This window comes from Solilutibacter silvestris, assembly GCF_050574925.1.
In the GTDB taxonomy this organism is placed as follows: domain Bacteria; phylum Pseudomonadota; class Gammaproteobacteria; order Xanthomonadales; family Xanthomonadaceae; genus Solilutibacter; species Solilutibacter silvestris_A.
The window spans coordinates 1,292,342-1,308,910 of the sequence record NZ_JBCMOO010000002.1 but is presented as its reverse complement, the minus strand read 5'-3'; the positions used below and the strand labels follow the sequence as shown (position 1 = coordinate 1,308,910).

Here is a 16,569-nt window from a genome sequence, read left to right as displayed (position 1 = left end):
TGAGCGCGCGTGTTGTTGCTCACGGAGAATTGAAAAGCAGCAACACGCGGGCTGTTGCTCTCACGCCATCCCTGAAAGCATCCACCGGCGGCGCCTATGCGGTTCGTCTGCAGAGCCGACCGTACGCAGCATGGATGCTGCGTACGAGCCTACATGGATGTATTCACGGCGTGTCGGCGGCTGCAGACAACCGCGATAGGCGCGCAGCCGGGCGATGCTTTCGTCCCTACGACTTCGGTCGCGGCGGCGCGGTCGAACCACGCACCACCAGCTCCGGGCTGAAGCCTTCGTTCGATGATGTCGGTTTCGGGGCGTCGTCGCGCAATTCCTGCAGCAGGCGCTGCGCGGCGTGGCGCGCGATCTCTTCCGTCGCCTGGCGCGCCGTGGTGAGCGCCGGCCAACTCTGCTTCGAGAACGGGCTGTCCTCGAAACCGGCGATCGACAGATCGTAGGGAACGTTCATGCCGCTCGAACGCGCGGCGGCGAGGACGCCGGCGGCGATTTCGTCGTTGCTGCCGAACACGGCGGTGGGACGATCGGCCAGCGCCAGCAGTCGTCGCGCGCCGCGGAAGCCGTCATCGAAGGAGTAGTCGCCTTCGATCACCAGCGCATCGTCGAGGGCGATGCCGTAATCGTTCAAGGCATCCTCGTAACCCTTGTAGCGTTCCCACGAAGACCCGTGCGACTTGCCGCCCCACAGGAAGCCGATGCGGGTGTGTCCGAGCTGGATCAGGTATTCGGTGATCTCGTAGGCGGCGTCGCGGTCGTCGACGAAGACGCAGGCACTGCCATCCTGGGGATCGGCGGCGGCGGACACGATGCGCACCAGCGGAATGCCGTGGGCGACCAGTTCCTTCACCAGTTCGTGGCGTTCTGACATCGGCGGCGCCAGCACGATGCCGGCGAGACGCGCGTGCTGGGCGATGCCGATCAGTTCCTGCGCGAGTGTTGGCGACGACGAATCGCAGGGATGGATCTGCAGGCCGTAGCCGTTTTCGCGGCAGACCGACAGCACGCCGTTCTGCACCGCGATGACGTAGTAGGGATTGGGGTTGTCGTACATCAGGCCGATCGCATACGACTGCGCGCTGCGCAGGCTGCGCGCGGAAGGATCGGGTTGGTAGTCGAGCTCGGCGATGGCGACCTGCACGCGATCGCGCGTGCGCGCCTGGACGCCGGCCTCGTTGTTGATCACGCGCGAAACCGTCTTCAACGACACCTGCGCGCGTTCCGCGACATCCCGGATGGTGGACCTGCGCAATGCCACGGACGATTCGACCCCTTACTGACGCGAAGCGGGCATCTTCTCACGCCCGACGTCATGGCCACGTACACCGAAGTACAGAATGTAGAGGTAGCAGGGCACCATCAGCGCCATGAACACCAGCTGGAAATCGTGCGTTTGTTTCAGGTGCACGAACAGCTGCGGAATCACCGCGCCACCGGCAATGCCCATGATCAGCAACGCCGATCCGTATTCGGTGAAGCGGCCGAGGCCCTGGATGCCGAGCGGGAAGATCGCCGGCCACATCATCGCGTTGGCGAAACCGAGCGCGGCGACGAAACCCACCGAGACATAGCCCTTGGTCAGGAACGCGCCGATGGTCAGCACTACGCCGAGGATGGCGGAAAACGCGAGATAGCGTTGCTGCGACACGAAGCGCGGGATCGCGATCAGGCCGACCACGTATCCGAGCAGCATTCCGAACAGGGTGAAGGACGTGAAGAATTTGGTTTCATCCAGCGGCAGGTTGAAACCGGCGCCATAGGTGCCGATGGCGTCGCCGGCCATCACTTCCACGCCGACGTAGACGAAGATGCACAGCGCGCCCAGCCACACGTGCGGATACTGGAACAGGCTGGTGCGACCGTTGCTGCCGCTGCTGTTCACTTCCTCGGCGCGGATTTCCGGCAGTGGCGAGAACAGGATGCCGACGGCGAGCAGCGCCAGCAGGCAGGCCATGATCATGTAGGGGCCGTGGATGCGCGCGGCGAAGGCGTCGAGCAATTGCGTCTTGGTGGCGGCGTCGGCGGTCGCGACCTGGGCCGAGAGATCGCCCATGCCGTGCATCACCAGTGCGCCGATCGCCAGCGGCGCGAGCATGCCGGCCAGCTTGTTGCAGATGCCCATGATCGCGATGCGCTGCGCCGCGCCTTCGATCGGACCGAGGATGCTGATGTAGGGATTCGATGCGGTCTGCAGGATGGCGAGGCCGGCGCCGATGATAAAGACGCCGGCGACCGCGCCCGGGTACACGCGCTGGGTGGTGAACTGCCCGAACACGAGCGCGCCGACCGCCATCAGGAACAGGCCGAGCGCCATGCCTTTCTTCATGCCGGTGCGGCGCAGGATCATCGACGACGGCAGCGCCAGGCAGAAGTAGGAGATGTAGAACGCGCTGGGGATGAGGAAGGCCAGCGTCTCGCTGACGTCGAACGCGAGCTTGGCGAACGAGATCAGCGGGCCGTTGAGCCAGGTCACGAAGCCGAAGATGAAGAACAGGGCGCCGACGATGGCGATCGAGCTGGTATTGCTGCGCTTGACGCCAGCAGGAATGGTGGACGTGGACATGCGGCGTGGGCTCCCGATGCGCCTTCTGCGGGCGGTGATGGCGGATGTGCCCGATTGAGGCACAAGACAGGAGTTGGCGCAACGTTGTCATCGCCGGACGCCGCCGATTCCATCCGAGCGACAGCGAACGAAAGGTAGAGCTGGCCGCAAGTTTCATGTTGCTCTGCAACAGAAAAATCTGGTTAAACGGATCTAAATCGCCATTCCGAAAGATGAATGCGGACAGTTATTGACAACGTTGTCAATGCAAGGTCAATGTCGCGCCGTCACATGAGGCCGGGGGCCTGTCATGCAAGGCGGTCTGGGGGTTCGACATTGCCGTTTCGTCGCTGCCGATGTCGGCGGAACCCATGCGCGCATCGCCCTGGTGCAGACCGATGGCGACCACGCCATCGAGGTCCAGGCCTATCGCAAGTACAGCTGCGCCGAATTCCCCAGCCTGACCGCCATCCTTGCCGACTTCGTCGCCGGCCAGCGTGATGGCACTGATCGCATGGCGATCGCCAGCGCCGGATTGATGGTGGATGGCCAACTGGTCAACTCCAACCTGCCGTGGCAGGTGTCGCTGGCGGAGATGCGCCGCGAGCTCGGTCTGCGCGATCTCCACATCATCAATGACTTCGCCGCCGCCGCCCACGGTGCCGGGCGCCTGGGCGCCGGCGACCGTCGCTTGCTCACGCCCGGTGTCGACAAGGCGGTTCCGGGACCGATGCTGGTGGTGGGTCCGGGCACGGGCCTGGGCGCGGCGGTGTGCATTCCGACCGCGCGCGGCAACGTGGTGCTGCCGACCGAGGCGGGCTGGCCGGCATTCGCGCCGGTGACGTCGCGCGAGATCGAGATCCTGCGCTGGATGCAGCACGGCAGCCATCAACATCACGTCGCGGTCGAACACCTGGTGTCCGGCCCCGGTCTCGCCAATCTCTATCACGCGATCTGCGCCATCGACGGCGTGGTCCCGCGCTTTGCCACGCCTGCGGAAGTGACCCGCGGCGCGCAGGACGAAGATCTCCAGGCGCTCGATGCCGTGGTGTCGTTCTGCAATCTGCTGGGCAGTGCGATCGGCGATCTCGCCGCCATCACCTGCGCGGGCAGCGTGCATGTCGCCGGTGGCGTGGTGCCGCAACTGGTCGATTTCCTGCAATACAGCGATTTCCGCCAGCGACTGGTCGCCAAGGGCGCGATGCAGCCCCTGCTCGAGCGCGTGCCGGTCTGGCTCATCGAAAATGAACGACTCGGCGTGCTCGGCGCGGCGAGCTGGTACCAGCAGCACCTGGAAGAGCACCCGCAAGAAACAACGGCCCGGCGGGAGTGGGCTGGCAACGCATAACAACAACCAGGCCCGACGGTCCCGCGACAAGCGGGCCTGGGTCATCAACTGACCGGAGAACCAAAATGCAACTTCACAAGACACTGCTGTCGATCGGCATCCTTGCGGCACTGGGTGCCGCCGGCAATGCGATGGCCCAGGACGCACAACCGACGCAGCAGCAGCCCGCGAAGCAGGCGCAGAAGGCCGGCGATCTCGACCAGATCGTCGTCACCGGCATCCGCGGCTCGCAGGAAAAGTCGCTGGACAGCAAGCGCAACGCCAAGTCGCACATCGAGGTGGTCACCGCCGAAGACGTCGGCAAGCTGCCGGCGCACAACGTCGCCGACACCCTGCAGCGCCTGCCCGGCGTCAACATCAGCTCGTCCAGCGCCGATGAAGGCGGCTTCGACGAAGCCGATCGCGTCAGCCTGCGCGGCACCGCGCCGAGCCTGACCCAGACCATGATCGACGGTCACTCGGTGGCGTCGGCCGACTGGTTCGTGCTCAGCCAGGGCGGCAACATGGGCCGCAGCGTCAGCTATACCCTGCTGCCGTCCGAGCTCGTCTACTCGGTGGAAGTGAACAAGACCTCGCAGGCCAAGCTGGTCGATGGCGGCACCACCGGCACCGTCAACATCATCACCCGCAAGCCGCTGCAGTTCGCCAAGGGCATCACCGGCGAAGGTTCGATCGGCGCGGTCTATTCCGACCAGGCCAAGAAATACGATCCGCAACTCTCGGCGCTGTTCAACTACAAGAACAATGCCGGCAATTTCGCCTTCATGGTCCAGGCCTTCGAACAGAAGCGCCACCTGAGCCGCCAGGCGCAGGAGCTGCCGGGCGGGTTCGCGCAGATTTCCCCGACTTCGGCCGTTGCCACCGCGCACCCCGATCTCGCCAACGTCTATTACCCGAGCCTGCTGGGTTCCACCCTGTTCGAACAGGAGCGCGATCGTCGCGGCGGCCTGATCTCGTTGCAGGTCAAGACCAGCGACAGCTTCACCCTCGGCGTGAACGGCTTCGTGTCGAACATGAAGGCCAACAACTACAACCGCAACTACATGCTGTGGGGCGGCAATTTCGCCAACACGCAGTCGCCGGACGCCGGCTACGTGGTGCAGAACGGCGTGCTGACCAAGGCCAACTACACCGGCCAGGCCGGCACGGCCTATGCGGTTTACGACATGATCTACCGCGAGGCCACCGCCAAGAGCGGCTACTTCACCATCGACGGCGATTGGCAGGCCTCTGAAAATCTCTCGGCCAAGTTCCAGTTGGGTTCCAGCTGGGGCCAGGGCGAAACCGCCCGCCAGTTCATCGCCGAAGTGACCAGCGCCATCGGTGGCGGCGCCAGCTGGCAGACCCACGGCACCGGTTCGCCGGTCGACTGGAGCGTCGGCGGCAACACGGGTCCGGCTGCAACCGGATTCGGCACCTGGGGCAACCAGGAAGTGAAGGCGATCGACCGCGAGAAGTGGGCGACCGCCGACTTCACCCGCTACTTCAATTCCGGCGCGTTCAACTCGCTCGATTTCGGCGTGCGCATGGCCGGCCACAGCCGTCGCGCGGTGTCGCCGGAAGGCGCCAGCCCCGGCAACATCGCCGCGGCGCTGGCGAATGCCGCGGTCGACTACTATCCGGGCGGTTTCGCCAGCAACATCGGCGGGACGTTCCCGCGCAACATCTGGTACTACACGCCGGATGCGCTGAAGAACGCGATCCTCAACAACTCGACCTGGTTGTCCAACAACGATGGCCCGAACGGTCGCCACAACTACGGCGGCGAGTTCACCGTCCGCGAGAAGAGCACCGCGCTCTACGCCCAGGCCAACTTCGAAGGCGCGCACTGGAACGGCAACTTCGGCCTGCGTTCGGTCAACATCAAGCAGAGCATCTACACCTACTTCGCCGATACGGTGAACCCGGATGTCAGCAGCCTGTTCGGTTCGTGGAAGCGCGTGTACCAGACCAACAAGATCAACCGCATCCTGCCGAGCGCCAACTTCAAGTACGACCTGACCGATTCGCTGGTGCTGCGCCTGGCCGGTTCGCAGACGCAGACCCTGCCGGATTACTCCGCGCTGGGCGCATCGTCCTGGGGTTCGGATCTCGACAAGACCGGTGGCGGCGGCAATCCGAAGCTGAAGCCGGTGCTGTCGACCAATTTCGACGCCAACCTCGAGTGGTACTTCATGCCGCGCGGCCTGCTGTCGGCCGGCGTGTATTCGATGAACATGAAGGACTACGTCGCCTACGGCACCCAGACCCAGATGCTCTTCAGCGAACTGACGCATCAGCTCGAGGCCTACCAGATCGCGATGCCGATCAATGCCAACGCCAAGGTCAAGGGCGTCGAACTGGTCTACGAACAGCCGATCGGCAAGAACTTCGGCGTGAACGCCAACTACACCTATGCCGACGGTTCCTCGTCGCACACCTGGGCCGATGGCAGCCACAACCTGCTCGGCACCTCGAAGAACACCTACAACGTCGGTGCCTACTTCGAGAACGACACCTTCGGTGCGCGCGTCAGCTACACCCGTCGTTCGTCGTTCCTGATCGGCCTGAAGGCCGCCAACCCGTACTACCAGGACAGCTTCGGCACGCTGTCGGCCTCGTTGAGCTACAAGGCCACCAAGTGGTTGAGCATCAGCCTGGATGCGCTGAATCTCAACGACCCGGTGATCAAGTACTACCAGACGGCAACCATCCCGACCTCGTTCTACAGCAACGGCCGCCAGTACTACTTGAACCTGCACTTCAAGTTCTGATCGCCGCACCGTTCCATTGGTGTACCCCCACCTCGGGGCCCTTTCCGGGCCCCGTTTTTTTCGGTGGTGAGAGAATCGCCAAGCCGATCAAGGAATCCGAGATGAAACCACGCATCGTCGTCCCGCTCGTCGCCGCCTTCTGCCTGGGGCTGTTTTCCGTATCCGACGCATGGGCAGGGGATGCCGGCACCATCGTGCCGAAGTTGTTGCCGCAGCCCGCGCAGATGGTAGAGAAGCCCGGGAGCTTCGTTGTCGATGCCAATACGCGGATCCATGCCGATGGCGCCGTCGCGCAGACGGTGGCCGCGCAATTCGCGGCGATGTTGCCGGCATCCGCATCGTTGCAGCGCAAGCCGATTGCCGGCAGGGCGCAAGGCGGCATCGCCTTCGCGATTGACGCGGCGCAGGCCTGGCCGTCGCCCGAAGCCTACGCCATCGACATCGATGCCAACGGCGTCCGCGTGCGCGCCGGTGACGAGAAAGGCCTGTACTACGGTGCAGTGACGCTGACGCAGTTGCTGACTTCCGGCGATGCCGTCGCCAGCGTGCGATTGCCCGCACTCCATATCGAAGACGCACCACGATTCGGCTGGCGCGGCGTCATGCTGGATTCGGCGCGACATTTCCAGTCGGTCGATGACATCAAGCGCCTGCTCGATGCGATGGCGCAACTCAAGCTCGATGTTTTTCATTGGCATCTGACCGACGACCAGGGCTGGCGCTTCCCGGTGCCGGGTTGGCCGAAGCTGATGACGGTCGGCGGCTGCCGCATTCCTTCCGGCGATGGCGGCATCGATGCCGCGACCGGCAAGCCGGTGCCGTATTGCGGTTTCTACAGCGAAGCGCAGATCCGCGACGTGGTGGCCTACGCGGCCGCGCGCCACATCATGATTGTGCCGGAAGTCGACATCCCCGGTCACGCCACCGCGGCGATCGCCGCCTATCCGCAACTGGGCGTGTCCGGCCAACAGGTCGCGGTGTCCAGCGAATGGGGCGTCAACGTCAACCTGTTCAACGCCGACGAAGCGACGATGCGCTTCCTCGAAGACGTGATGGGGCAGGTGGCGAAACTCTTCCCCGGCGGCTACGTCCACATCGGCGGCGACGAGGCGGTCAAGGACCAGTGGAAAGCGTCGGCGAAGATGCAGGCGCGCATCCGCGAACTCGGCGTCAATGGCGAGGAAGGCCTGCAGGCGTGGATGATTGCGCGGCTCGAGCGCTATCTGTCCGCCCACGGCAAGCGCGTGATCGGCTGGGACGAAATTCTTGCGGGCAAGTTGCCGCCGTCGGCGACGGTGATGAGCTGGCGTGGCGCCGAAGGCGGCATCGATGCCGCGAAACAGGGTCATGACGTGGTGATGGCGCCGGCCGGCGATCTCTACCTCGACTACCTGCAGACCGACTCGGCGGATGAACCCCCCGGACGGCCTTCATTGGTCACGCTGAAGCAGGTCTACGATTTCGAGCCGGTGCCGAAGGTGCTGGATGCGCAGCAGGCAACGCATATCCTCGGCGTGCAGGCGAATGTCTGGACCGAGCACATGCGCACCGTCGCGCGCGTGCAGCATGCCTTGTTCCCGCGCATCGCGGCGCTGGCCGAAGTCGCGTGGTCGCCGAAATCGGAACGCGATTACGTCGGATTCCTGCAGCGACTGCCGGCGATGTTGCCGCGCTGGCGTGCGCAGGGCATCGCCTATGCCGCGACGCCATTCCAGCCGACCGTGGCTTCCGAGTTGCAGGACGGCGGCGTGCAGGCCACCTTGCGCGAACCGCTGGGCTACACACTGCGCTACACCACCGGCGGCAGCGTGCCGACGGCGGCATCGCCCAGGTACTACACGACGCTGGGATTGCCGTTGCCGGCCACGCTGAGCGCACAGGCATTCTTCGACGGCAAGCCGCTGGGCGCGGTGGTGACGCGGACATTCACCGCCGCCTCGTTGCTCAGTCGCGGCGACGAGGAACTGGCGACGTGCACCCGCAAGCTGGTGCTGCGCCTGGAAGACGACGGTCCGCGGACCGGCGATCGTGCCATCTTCAATGTCGACATCTTCGATCCATGCTGGGTGTGGAAGCGGGCGCCATTGACCGGCATCGCCGAAGTGCAGGTGCGTGCTGGCCGCATTCCCTACTTCTTCCAGTTGGCGCACGACGAACCCAGTCGCGTGTTCAAGCCTGCGCAGACCGCGCATGGCGAGATGGAACTGCGCGCCGGTTGCGATGGCCAGGTGCTGGCGACGGTCCCGCTGCCCGCGCAGCCGGATGCCGACGGTTTCATCACCCTGCATGCGCCGTTGCAGAACGCGCAGACCGGTGGCGACCTGTGCATCCGCTTCACCGGCGATACCCGCCCGACGATGTGGGTGCTCGACCGCGTGACGCTGATGCCGCGCTGATATGTCGATTTGGCCTTGACGCCGGCTTGCATCCTGACCGATAACCTGTCTTCTCTGGAATCTCGGACACCCCCCATGCCCAAAGAACTGGTGCTGATCCGTCATGCGCACGCCGAGCCGCACGGGCCCGGGCAGTCCGACATGGACCGCGTGCTGTCGACGATCGGCCGCAAGGAAGCGACGGAAGCCGGCGTCTGGTTGAAGGAACACGCGCAACCGCCGGATCTGGTGCTGTGTTCGCCGGCGCAACGCACCCGCGAAACGCTGCAGGAAGTGATGAAGACAACCGGCGACCTGCCCGTGCGCGAGGAAGCCGCGATCTATGAAGCCGGCGTCGGTACATTGATCGGATTGATCGAAACCGCCCGCGACGCGCACGCCCTGTGGCTGGTTGGCCACAATCCGGCACTGGAACAATTGGCCGCATTCCTGTCCGAAGGGCGCAGCGGCGAAGCCCGCGGCATGCCGCCGGGCGGCACCGTGGTGTTGCGCCTGCCCGATGACGCCGCGATCGAGCCTGGCGTGGCGGAAGTCCTGGCGTTCTGGTGGCCCTGAGCGGAGCGATCCCGCCGAGCGCCGTCACGGGTCGCCATTAGACTCCAGCAATGTTGTCCCGTTCGTTCCTCAATGCATTCGTCTGCCTGCTGGCGCTTGCCGCCAGCGGCTGCGCCACGTTGTCGAAATCCGATCATGCGCATGCCGAGGCGATCGCGATCGCCGCCCGCAGCGATATCGTCGATTGCCAGCGCGCCGATCGCTGCGCCGATCCTTCGGTGCTCGAAAGCGCCACCCCGCAGGCGGGCAACCGCATGCTGCTGCTGGACGATGGCCAGGATGCATTGCTGGCCCGCATGCACATGATCCGCAGCGCGCGCGAACGCATCGACCTGCAGACCTATATCTACAAGGAAGACGATGCCGGGCGCATGGTCCTGCATGAACTGCTGGCCGCGGCGCGGCGCGGCGTGCAGGTGCGCGTGCTGATCGACCAGCTATCGGCGATGGAATCGCCCGACACCCTGGCCGCGCTCTCCGGCATCCATCGCAACTTCCAGCTGCGCATCTACAGCCCGCTGTTCAACTTGGGGCGACCGAACTACGCCGACTACGTGCTTGCCAGCTTCGTCCGGTTCCGCCAGCTCAACCAGCGCATGCATACCAAGGTGCTGGTGGTGGATGGCGAAGTCGGCGTCACCGGTGGCCGCAACTACAGTGACGATTACTACGACTGGTCGCAGACCTACAACTTCCTCGATCGCGACGTGTTGGTATCCGGCCCCGCGGCCAAGGCGATGGAAACCAACTTCGATGTGTTCTGGGTCGCGCCGCAAAGCGTGCCCGTCGAGCAGCTCAACGATGTCGCGAAGATCCTGCTCGCCCACGGCGTGCCGGCGCTGTCCGACAAGCGCTACGAATTGCCGGAACGCGTGCGCGCGATGCAGATGGCTTCCGCCGATCCGGCGTTGTTGCGCAAGCGCCTCGGCGATGCGCTGGTGCCCGTCGCCGATGTCCAGTTCGTCGCCGATCCGCCGGGCAAGCACGACGATGCCGCCAAGCGCGCCGACACCGCGCCGGCATCGCTGGTGGTGCGCGACGTGGTGGAATCGGCAAAGCACGAAGTGGTGATACAGACGCCCTACCTGGTGTTGACCCACGGCGCGCAACGCCTGTTCCAGGGATTGCATCGGCGCCCGGATCCGCCGCGGGTGATCGTGTCGACCAGCAGTCTTGCCGGCATCGACAACGCGCTCACCTATGCGATGGCCTACAAGTATCGCCGTCGCTTCCTCAAGCGCTTCGGTTTCGAGATGTACGAACTCAAGCCGTTCCCGCAGGACGTGCCGATGCGGGTCGGCGATCTCGTCACCGACGAAGAAGACGTGGCGGATGAAGGAGAGTCGGCGAGTGTGCTCGGCGGAAGCACGGGGCGCCGGCGTCCGTTGCCCGCCAATGGCGAAGACACTTCGCGGCGTGGCGTGTTGCTGTATCGCCTCAATCGACCGCCGCCGCAATCCGATGAGCCGCGCGTCGGCCTGCATGCGAAATCGCTGGTGGTCGATCGCAGCATCGCCGTCGTCGGCAGCCACAACTTCGATCCGCGTGGCGTCAACTACAACACCGAGAGCGCGCTGATCATCCGCGATCCGGCGTTTGCCGCACGCGTGGCCGACAGCATCGAGCGCGACACCCTGCCGGCCAATGCCTGGGTGATCGCGCCGCGCGAACCGGGCATCGCCGAGGTCGACGACACCATCGTCCGCGCCAGCGAGCGCCTGCCGATCTTCGATCTGTGGCCGAGCCGTTACGCCACCGCCTTCGACTTCCGCGGCGGCCCCGACTGCCCCAAGCCGCTGCCCATCCGTGACCCCGACTTCCACCGCTGCTACCGGGCGGTCGGGGACTTCCCGGACGTCCCCCTGCTGGGGGTGAAGTGGTGGATGACCCGGGTCATCACGGCCTTCGGGGCCGGCATGACCCCGTTTTTGTAGGCCCAGAGCGGCCTTCCCGACCCATGACTCCAGTTGTGTGACTTCTGGCAGGGGCCAAAGTCGATTTGGTGTTGTACTTTACCAACACACCGAAACAACATCACACCAAACAGGAGTCTGCCATGTACGCCTACGCCGCCCCGAAGACCGTCCGCCGCCCGATGAACCCGAAGGCCGCACACGCCACCCCGTCCACCTATGAACGCCAGGAAGCCGCCCCGTTCGGTACCGGTTACGGCCGCAGCAGCGGTTATGTCCAGCGTCCCCGCTACACCCGCGATTGGGCCCCGGCTCGCTTCACCCTGCGTTGATCCATCGCTGCCTGATTCAGCGAGTCGGTTAGTCTGGCGTCGTCTTCTCTATCAAGAACGCAACCATGCCGTTCCGTCGCCAAGTCACGCTCGACCAGTTGAATGCCTTATCCCGCAACACCCTGATGGAACCACTTGGCATCGTCTTCACCGAACTGGGCGCCGATTACCTGCGCGCGACGATGCCAGTGGATGCCCGCACCCACCAGCCCTACGGGTTGCTGCATGGCGGCGCTTCGGCGGCGCTGGCGGAAACCCTCGGCAGCACGGCCGCCGGCCTGTGCGTGGAGGAGGATGAAGGCGTGGTCGGTATCGAAATCAACGCCAATCACTTGCGCGGTGCGCGCGAGGGCGTGGTCACCGGCACCGCGCGGCCGCTGCATGTCGGCCGTTCCACCCAGGTGTGGGAAATGAAGATCGAGAACGCGGCAGGCGACCTGGTCTGCATCTCGCGTTTGACGCTGGCGGTGATTCGCCGTCGCACTTAATCAATTGCACGCGCTGGCGGGGATGCCACCAGCGCGTGTAGGCAATTCTCAGGCCCGGTCGTCGCCCAGCCAGCGATAGATCACGCCGCCGAGAATGCCGCCGATCGCCGGCGCCACCCAGAACAGCCACAACTGGCCGATCGCGCCGCTGCCGGCGAACAACGCCACCGCGGTCGAACGCGCCGGATTCACCGAGGTATTGGTGACCGGGATGCTGATGAGGTGGATCAAGGTCAGTGCCAGGCCGATCGCGATCGGCGCGAAGCCGGCGGGCGCCTTGCCATGGGTCGAACCCATGATCACGATCAGGAACACCGCGGTCAGCACCACTTCGCACAGGAAGGCCGCCCCCAGCGAGTAGCCCCCGGGCGACAGCGCGCCATAGCCGTTGCTGGCGAAGGCGCCGGCGGAGGCCGGATCGATCGCGAAGCCGTCATGGCCGCTGGCGATCTGGTAGAGGATGAAGGCCGCCAATGCACCGCCCAGCACCTGGGCAATGATGTAGCCGGGCAGGTCTTTCGCGGGGAAGCGTCCGCCGGCAACCAGGCCGATGCTGACCGCGGGATTGAAGTGGGCACCCGAGATGTGGCCGAACGCGTAGGCGCCGGTCAGCACGGTCAGGCCAAAGGCGAGGGCCACGCCGACGAAACCGATGCCGAGGGGATTGCTGTCGCCGCCGAACTTGGCCGCCAATACCGCACTGCCGCAGCCACCCAGGACCAGCCAGAAGGTACCGAGGAACTCCGCCGCAAGTTTCTTCATCATCAGGACTCCGCCCGCGCCGGATTGGCGCCGCCGCACTATCGCATGGGCGCGTCAACGCCATGGCTTGTCAGCGATTCCGGCGTTTCCCGTATACTGAATAGCTGAGTGCGGCTGGGGCTGCACAAGCCACGGGTACTCGCGTGAATCGATCCGATCTGGACTTCCTGAAGAAATTTTCGATGGTGATTGCCTTCCTGTTGGCGACCACGATCATCCTGATCTTCCTCGGCAGCCATTTGGCGGCCAAGTACCACAAGTACGCAGTGACGCCGCAAGCCGCGGCCCAGACCGAAGCGCGCATCGCGCCGGTCGGTGCGGTCTATGCCGGCGAAGAAGGCAAGATCGAGCAGGCCGCTGCCGAAGAAGCCGCCAAGAAGCGCGCTGCTTCGCAGGTCGCCTACGGCGGCACCACCGATGGCAAGACCATCTTCGGCAACCTCTGCACCGGCTGCCACACCAGTGGCGCAGGTGGCGCTCCGACGCTCGATGCATCGCATTGGACGGCGCGCCTGGCACAGGGCAAGGACACGCTGTACAAGCATGCGACCGAAGGCTTCACCGGCAATTCCGGCGTGATGCCGGCGAAGGGCGGCAACCCGGCGCTGACCGAAGACCAGGTCAAGGCGACGGTGGACTGGATGGTGGCGCAGGCCACCGGCAAGTAAGCCGGATCGATGAACACGGAACGCCGCCTTCGGGCGGCGTTCGCGCTTTGGCAGGATGATGTGTTGATGTCGCTTCCCGATTTCCCGACTTCCGATACCGCCCTGCAGCTGCCGGGTCCGGTTGGCGTGCTGGAAGCGAAGCTCGAATTTCCCGATGCCGGCGTGGACCGCCAGGCGGTGATCGCGATCGTCTGCCATCCGCTGCCGACCGATGGCGGCACCATGGACAACAAGGTGGTGATGACAACCGCGCGCGCATTGCGCGAACTCGGCATCACCACGCTGCGCTTCAATTTCCGTGGCACCGGCAACAGTGCCGGCGAATTCGACCACGGCGTCGGCGAAAGCGATGACCTGCGCGCCGTCGCGGCGTGGCTGCGCGCCGCGCATCCCGATGCCCGGCTGTGGTTGGCCGGTTTCAGTTTCGGGTCCTTCGTCTCGCTGAAGAACGCGGTGGAATTGCACGCCGACGCGGTGATCTCGATCGCGCCGCCGGTGGCCGGTCGCGGCTGGGATTTCAGCCACATCGATCTGCCGCAAGTGCCGTGGCTGGTGGTGATGGGCGAGGCCGACGAGATCGTCGAGCCCAAGGCCGTATTCGACTGGATCGATGCGTTGCCGCAACCGCCGACGCTGGTGCGCATGCCCGAGACCTCGCACTTCTTCCATCGCAAGCTGATCGACCTGCGCCAGGTGATCCAGCAGTGGGCGCGGCCCTTGCTGCCGCCGGTGGCATGAGCGCGGAAGCCGCACCATTGCCCAGCCAGCGTTACGCCGAAGGGGTGGCGCGCGGCGACTGGCAGGACGATCCCGCCCAGCGCGCGGTGCTGGTCGAACTCGATCGCATCCATCGCAAACTGGTAGCGGAGCCAGCGCGGGCATCGGGCCTGTTCTCGCGCCTTTTCGGTGGCGAAAGCACGCCGCGGGAAGTGGCTGGCCTCTACCTGTGGGGTGGCGTCGGCCGCGGCAAGACGCTCCTGGTCGATCTCTTCTACGACGGACTGCCGATCGCACGCAAGCAGCGCACGCATTTCCATCGCTTCATGCGCGAACTGCACGCGCGCCTGCGCGCGCACGCCGGCGAAGCCGATCCGCTCGCGACCGTCGCGCGCGAGTGGCGCGAGACCCTGCAGGTGCTCGTGCTCGACGAATTCGTCGTCACCGACATCGGCGATGCGATGTTGCTGTCGCGCCTGTTGCGTGGCCTGTTCGACGGTGGCGTGACGCTGGTGACGACATCGAACACCGCGCCGGTCAACCTCTATCGCGATGGCCTGCAGCGCGCGAGCTTCCTGCCTGCGATCGACCTGCTGGAACAGCATTGCCACGTGCTGGAGATTCCCAGCGAAACCGATTACCGCCTGCGCGCGCTGACGCGTTCGCCGGTGTATCGCGCGCCGCTGGACGCGCAATCGGATGCATGGCTGGAACAGCGCTGGCACGAACTCGGTGGCGACGACGCCCACCGCGATGCCGGCCTCACCATCGAGGGACGGCGCATTCCGGTGCGCGCGCGCAGCAAGGGCCTGGTGTGGTTCGATTTCGCCGCGCTATGCGATGGCCCGCGCGGCACCAGCGACTACATCGAGATCGCCCAGGAATTCCATGCCGTGCTGATCGGCGGCATCCCGGTGTTCGATGGCGGCAACGACGATGCCGCGCGCCGCTTCATCAACGCCATCGACGAGTTCTACGATCGCCGCGTCAAGCTGGTCTGTACCGCCGACGCGGTATCGGTCTATCTCTATCGCGGCACGCGCCTGGCGGCGATGTTCGAGCGCACCACCTCGCGCCTGATCGAAATGCAGAGCATGGAATACCTGAGCCAGCACCATCTCGGCTGATGCCGGGCCGGCTCAGGACAGCATCGGTTCGCGCAGGAAATCGACGAAGGCGCGCAGTTTCGGCGGCAGCTGGCGGCGCGTCGAGTAATAGATGTAGAACCCGGGGAACGGCTGGTAATACGATTCGAGCACGCGCACCAAGCGTCCTGCCACCTCGTCTTCGCCGATCGCGAAATCGAACAGCTGCGCCAGTCCCATGCCGCGCAATGCGGCATCGCGCGCGGTGCCGCCATCGTTGACGATCAGGCGCGAACCGACGGCCACTTCGAAGACATGCCCGTCGCGCTGGAATTCCCATTCCACCAGCTTGCCGCTGCTGGCATAGCGGAAGTGCAGGCAGACGTGGTTGGCGAGATCTTCGGGAACCCGTGGCGTGGGGTGCTGGCGGAAATAGTCGGGTGAACCGGCGACCACCATTTTCAGTGGCGGCGTGATCGGCAACGCGATCATGTCCTTGCCCAGGCATTCGCCGAGACGGATGCCAGCATCGAAGCCGCCGGCGACCATGTCGCTGAGGCCGTCATCGGCAAAGAGTTCGACCTGCACGTCGGGATAGCGCGCGAGGAATTGCGGAAGTCGCCCGGCGATCAGCGCCCATACCGCGCGCGGCATGTTGATGCGCAACAGGCCCGAAGGACGATCGCGTGCCGATTCCGTTTCTTCCAGCGCCGTGTTCAGCGTATCGATCGCCGGGGCGACCTGTTGCAGCAGGCGCTCGCCCGCTTCGGTCAGGCCGACGCGGCGTGTGGTGCGATTGAGCAGGCGCACGCCCAGCCGTGATTCGAGACCGCGCAGGGTTTGCGAAACCGCAGATGCGCTGACGCCGAGCTGGTCGGCGGCCATGCGGAAGCTGCCCAAGCGTGCGACGCGCACGAAGGCGGGCAGTGCCGAGAGCGTTTCCGGACGTATTGTGAAGTTCTGCTTCATTCGTCAGGAAGTCTAACGCCGTTTTTCTTTCC

At 65.1% G+C, this 16,569-nt stretch carries 14 protein-coding genes; 10 read left to right on the top strand and 4 right to left on the bottom strand.

Annotated features, from left to right (window positions below; genetic code table 11):
* Nucleotides 1–226 precede the first annotated feature (226 nt).
* Together ABE093_RS06675 and ABE093_RS06670 are read right to left on the bottom strand one after the other, a co-directional pair.
* Nucleotides 227–1,261, bottom strand: coding sequence for a LacI family DNA-binding transcriptional regulator (locus ABE093_RS06675; protein WP_430760105.1), 1,035 nt, complete (start codon nt 1,259–1,261; stop codon nt 227–229).
* A 21-nt stretch (nt 1,262–1,282) separates the two neighbouring features.
* Nucleotides 1,283–2,572 carry a sugar MFS transporter gene (locus tag ABE093_RS06670; protein WP_430760043.1) on the bottom strand — a complete coding sequence of 430 codons (1,290 nt, stop codon included), beginning with the start codon at nt 2,570–2,572 and terminating at the stop codon, nt 1,283–1,285.
* A 289-nt stretch (nt 2,573–2,861) separates the two neighbouring features.
* Between ABE093_RS06670 and ABE093_RS06665 the strand changes: the two genes are divergently transcribed.
* The 7 genes from ABE093_RS06665 to ABE093_RS06635 all read left to right on the top strand — a co-directional run bounded on the left by ABE093_RS06665 (nt 2,862) and on the right by ABE093_RS06635 (nt 12,336).
* Nucleotides 2,862–3,899 carry a glucokinase gene (locus ABE093_RS06665; RefSeq protein ID WP_430760042.1) on the top strand — a complete coding sequence of 346 codons (1,038 nt, stop codon included), beginning with the start codon at nt 2,862–2,864 and terminating at the stop codon, nt 3,897–3,899.
* 65 nt (nt 3,900–3,964) lie between these two features.
* On the top strand, nt 3,965–6,652 hold the full coding sequence (locus tag ABE093_RS06660) for a TonB-dependent receptor (protein WP_430760041.1): 2,688 nt from the start codon (nt 3,965–3,967) through the stop codon (nt 6,650–6,652).
* 101 nt (nt 6,653–6,753) lie between these two features.
* Nucleotides 6,754–9,048, top strand: coding sequence for a beta-N-acetylhexosaminidase (locus ABE093_RS06655; RefSeq protein WP_430760040.1), 2,295 nt, complete (start codon nt 6,754–6,756; stop codon nt 9,046–9,048).
* Between the two features lie 75 nt (nt 9,049–9,123).
* Nucleotides 9,124–9,603, top strand: coding sequence for a SixA phosphatase family protein (locus tag ABE093_RS06650; protein WP_430760039.1), 480 nt, complete (start codon nt 9,124–9,126; stop codon nt 9,601–9,603).
* A 50-nt stretch (nt 9,604–9,653) separates the two neighbouring features.
* Nucleotides 9,654–11,537, top strand: coding sequence for a phospholipase D family protein (locus ABE093_RS06645; protein WP_430760038.1), 1,884 nt, complete (start codon nt 9,654–9,656; stop codon nt 11,535–11,537).
* A gap of 122 nt (nt 11,538–11,659) precedes the next feature.
* On the top strand, nt 11,660–11,848 hold the full coding sequence (locus ABE093_RS06640; protein WP_430760037.1) for a hypothetical protein: 189 nt from the start codon (nt 11,660–11,662) through the stop codon (nt 11,846–11,848).
* 65 nt (nt 11,849–11,913) lie between these two features.
* A complete protein-coding gene (locus tag ABE093_RS06635; protein ID WP_430760036.1) occupies nt 11,914–12,336 on the top strand; it encodes a hotdog fold thioesterase in 423 nt (140 codons plus the stop codon).
* 48 nt (nt 12,337–12,384) lie between these two features.
* Here the strand turns inward: ABE093_RS06635 and aqpZ are convergent, their stop codons facing one another.
* Entirely contained in the window at nt 12,385–13,101 is a 717-nt protein-coding gene (gene aqpZ, locus ABE093_RS06630; RefSeq protein ID WP_430760035.1) for an aquaporin Z, read from the bottom strand.
* 140 nt (nt 13,102–13,241) lie between these two features.
* On the opposite strand from aqpZ, the gene ABE093_RS06625 reads away from it, so the two are divergent.
* The 3 genes from ABE093_RS06625 (at nt 13,242) to zapE (ending at nt 15,610) form a co-directional block, all read left to right on the top strand.
* Complete coding sequence (locus ABE093_RS06625; protein WP_430760034.1) at nt 13,242–13,766, top strand: c-type cytochrome; 525 nt, start codon at nt 13,242–13,244, stop codon at nt 13,764–13,766.
* A 66-nt stretch (nt 13,767–13,832) separates the two neighbouring features.
* Nucleotides 13,833–14,504: an alpha/beta hydrolase gene (locus tag ABE093_RS06620; RefSeq protein WP_430760033.1), complete on the top strand. Its 672-nt coding sequence runs from the start codon at nt 13,833–13,835 to the stop codon at nt 14,502–14,504.
* Nucleotides 14,501–15,610 carry a cell division protein ZapE gene (gene zapE / locus ABE093_RS06615; RefSeq protein WP_430760104.1) on the top strand — a complete coding sequence of 370 codons (1,110 nt, stop codon included), beginning with the start codon at nt 14,501–14,503 and terminating at the stop codon, nt 15,608–15,610. The genes ABE093_RS06620 and zapE overlap by 4 nt, the downstream gene beginning before the upstream one ends.
* Before the next feature lie 12 nt (nt 15,611–15,622).
* On the opposite strand, the gene ABE093_RS06610 is transcribed toward zapE, so the two are convergent.
* Nucleotides 15,623–16,537, bottom strand: coding sequence for a LysR family transcriptional regulator (locus tag ABE093_RS06610; protein ID WP_430760032.1), 915 nt, complete (start codon nt 16,535–16,537; stop codon nt 15,623–15,625).
* Nucleotides 16,538–16,569: the final 32 nt, after the last annotated feature.

Excerpts from the sequence above, each read along its gene's own strand:
- ABE093_RS06670 (WP_430760043.1), bottom strand. The coding sequence starts at position 2,572 with ATGTCCACGTCCACCATTCCTGCTGGCGTCAAGCGCAGCAATACCAGC.
- ABE093_RS06620 (WP_430760033.1), top strand. The coding sequence starts at position 13,833 with ATGTCGCTTCCCGATTTCCCGACTTCCGATACCGCCCTGCAGCTGCCG.
- ABE093_RS06665 (WP_430760042.1), top strand. The coding sequence starts at position 2,862 with ATGCAAGGCGGTCTGGGGGTTCGACATTGCCGTTTCGTCGCTGCCGAT.
- aqpZ (WP_430760035.1), bottom strand. The coding sequence starts at position 13,101 with ATGATGAAGAAACTTGCGGCGGAGTTCCTCGGTACCTTCTGGCTGGTC.
- ABE093_RS06640 (WP_430760037.1), top strand. The coding sequence starts at position 11,660 with ATGTACGCCTACGCCGCCCCGAAGACCGTCCGCCGCCCGATGAACCCG.
- ABE093_RS06655 (WP_430760040.1), top strand. The coding sequence starts at position 6,754 with ATGAAACCACGCATCGTCGTCCCGCTCGTCGCCGCCTTCTGCCTGGGG.
- ABE093_RS06610 (WP_430760032.1), bottom strand. The coding sequence starts at position 16,537 with ATGAAGCAGAACTTCACAATACGTCCGGAAACGCTCTCGGCACTGCCC.
- ABE093_RS06645 (WP_430760038.1), top strand. The coding sequence starts at position 9,654 with ATGTTGTCCCGTTCGTTCCTCAATGCATTCGTCTGCCTGCTGGCGCTT.
- ABE093_RS06650 (WP_430760039.1), top strand. The coding sequence starts at position 9,124 with ATGCCCAAAGAACTGGTGCTGATCCGTCATGCGCACGCCGAGCCGCAC.
- ABE093_RS06660 (WP_430760041.1), top strand. The coding sequence starts at position 3,965 with ATGCAACTTCACAAGACACTGCTGTCGATCGGCATCCTTGCGGCACTG.
- ABE093_RS06635 (WP_430760036.1), top strand. The coding sequence starts at position 11,914 with ATGCCGTTCCGTCGCCAAGTCACGCTCGACCAGTTGAATGCCTTATCC.
- zapE (WP_430760104.1), top strand. The coding sequence starts at position 14,501 with ATGAGCGCGGAAGCCGCACCATTGCCCAGCCAGCGTTACGCCGAAGGG.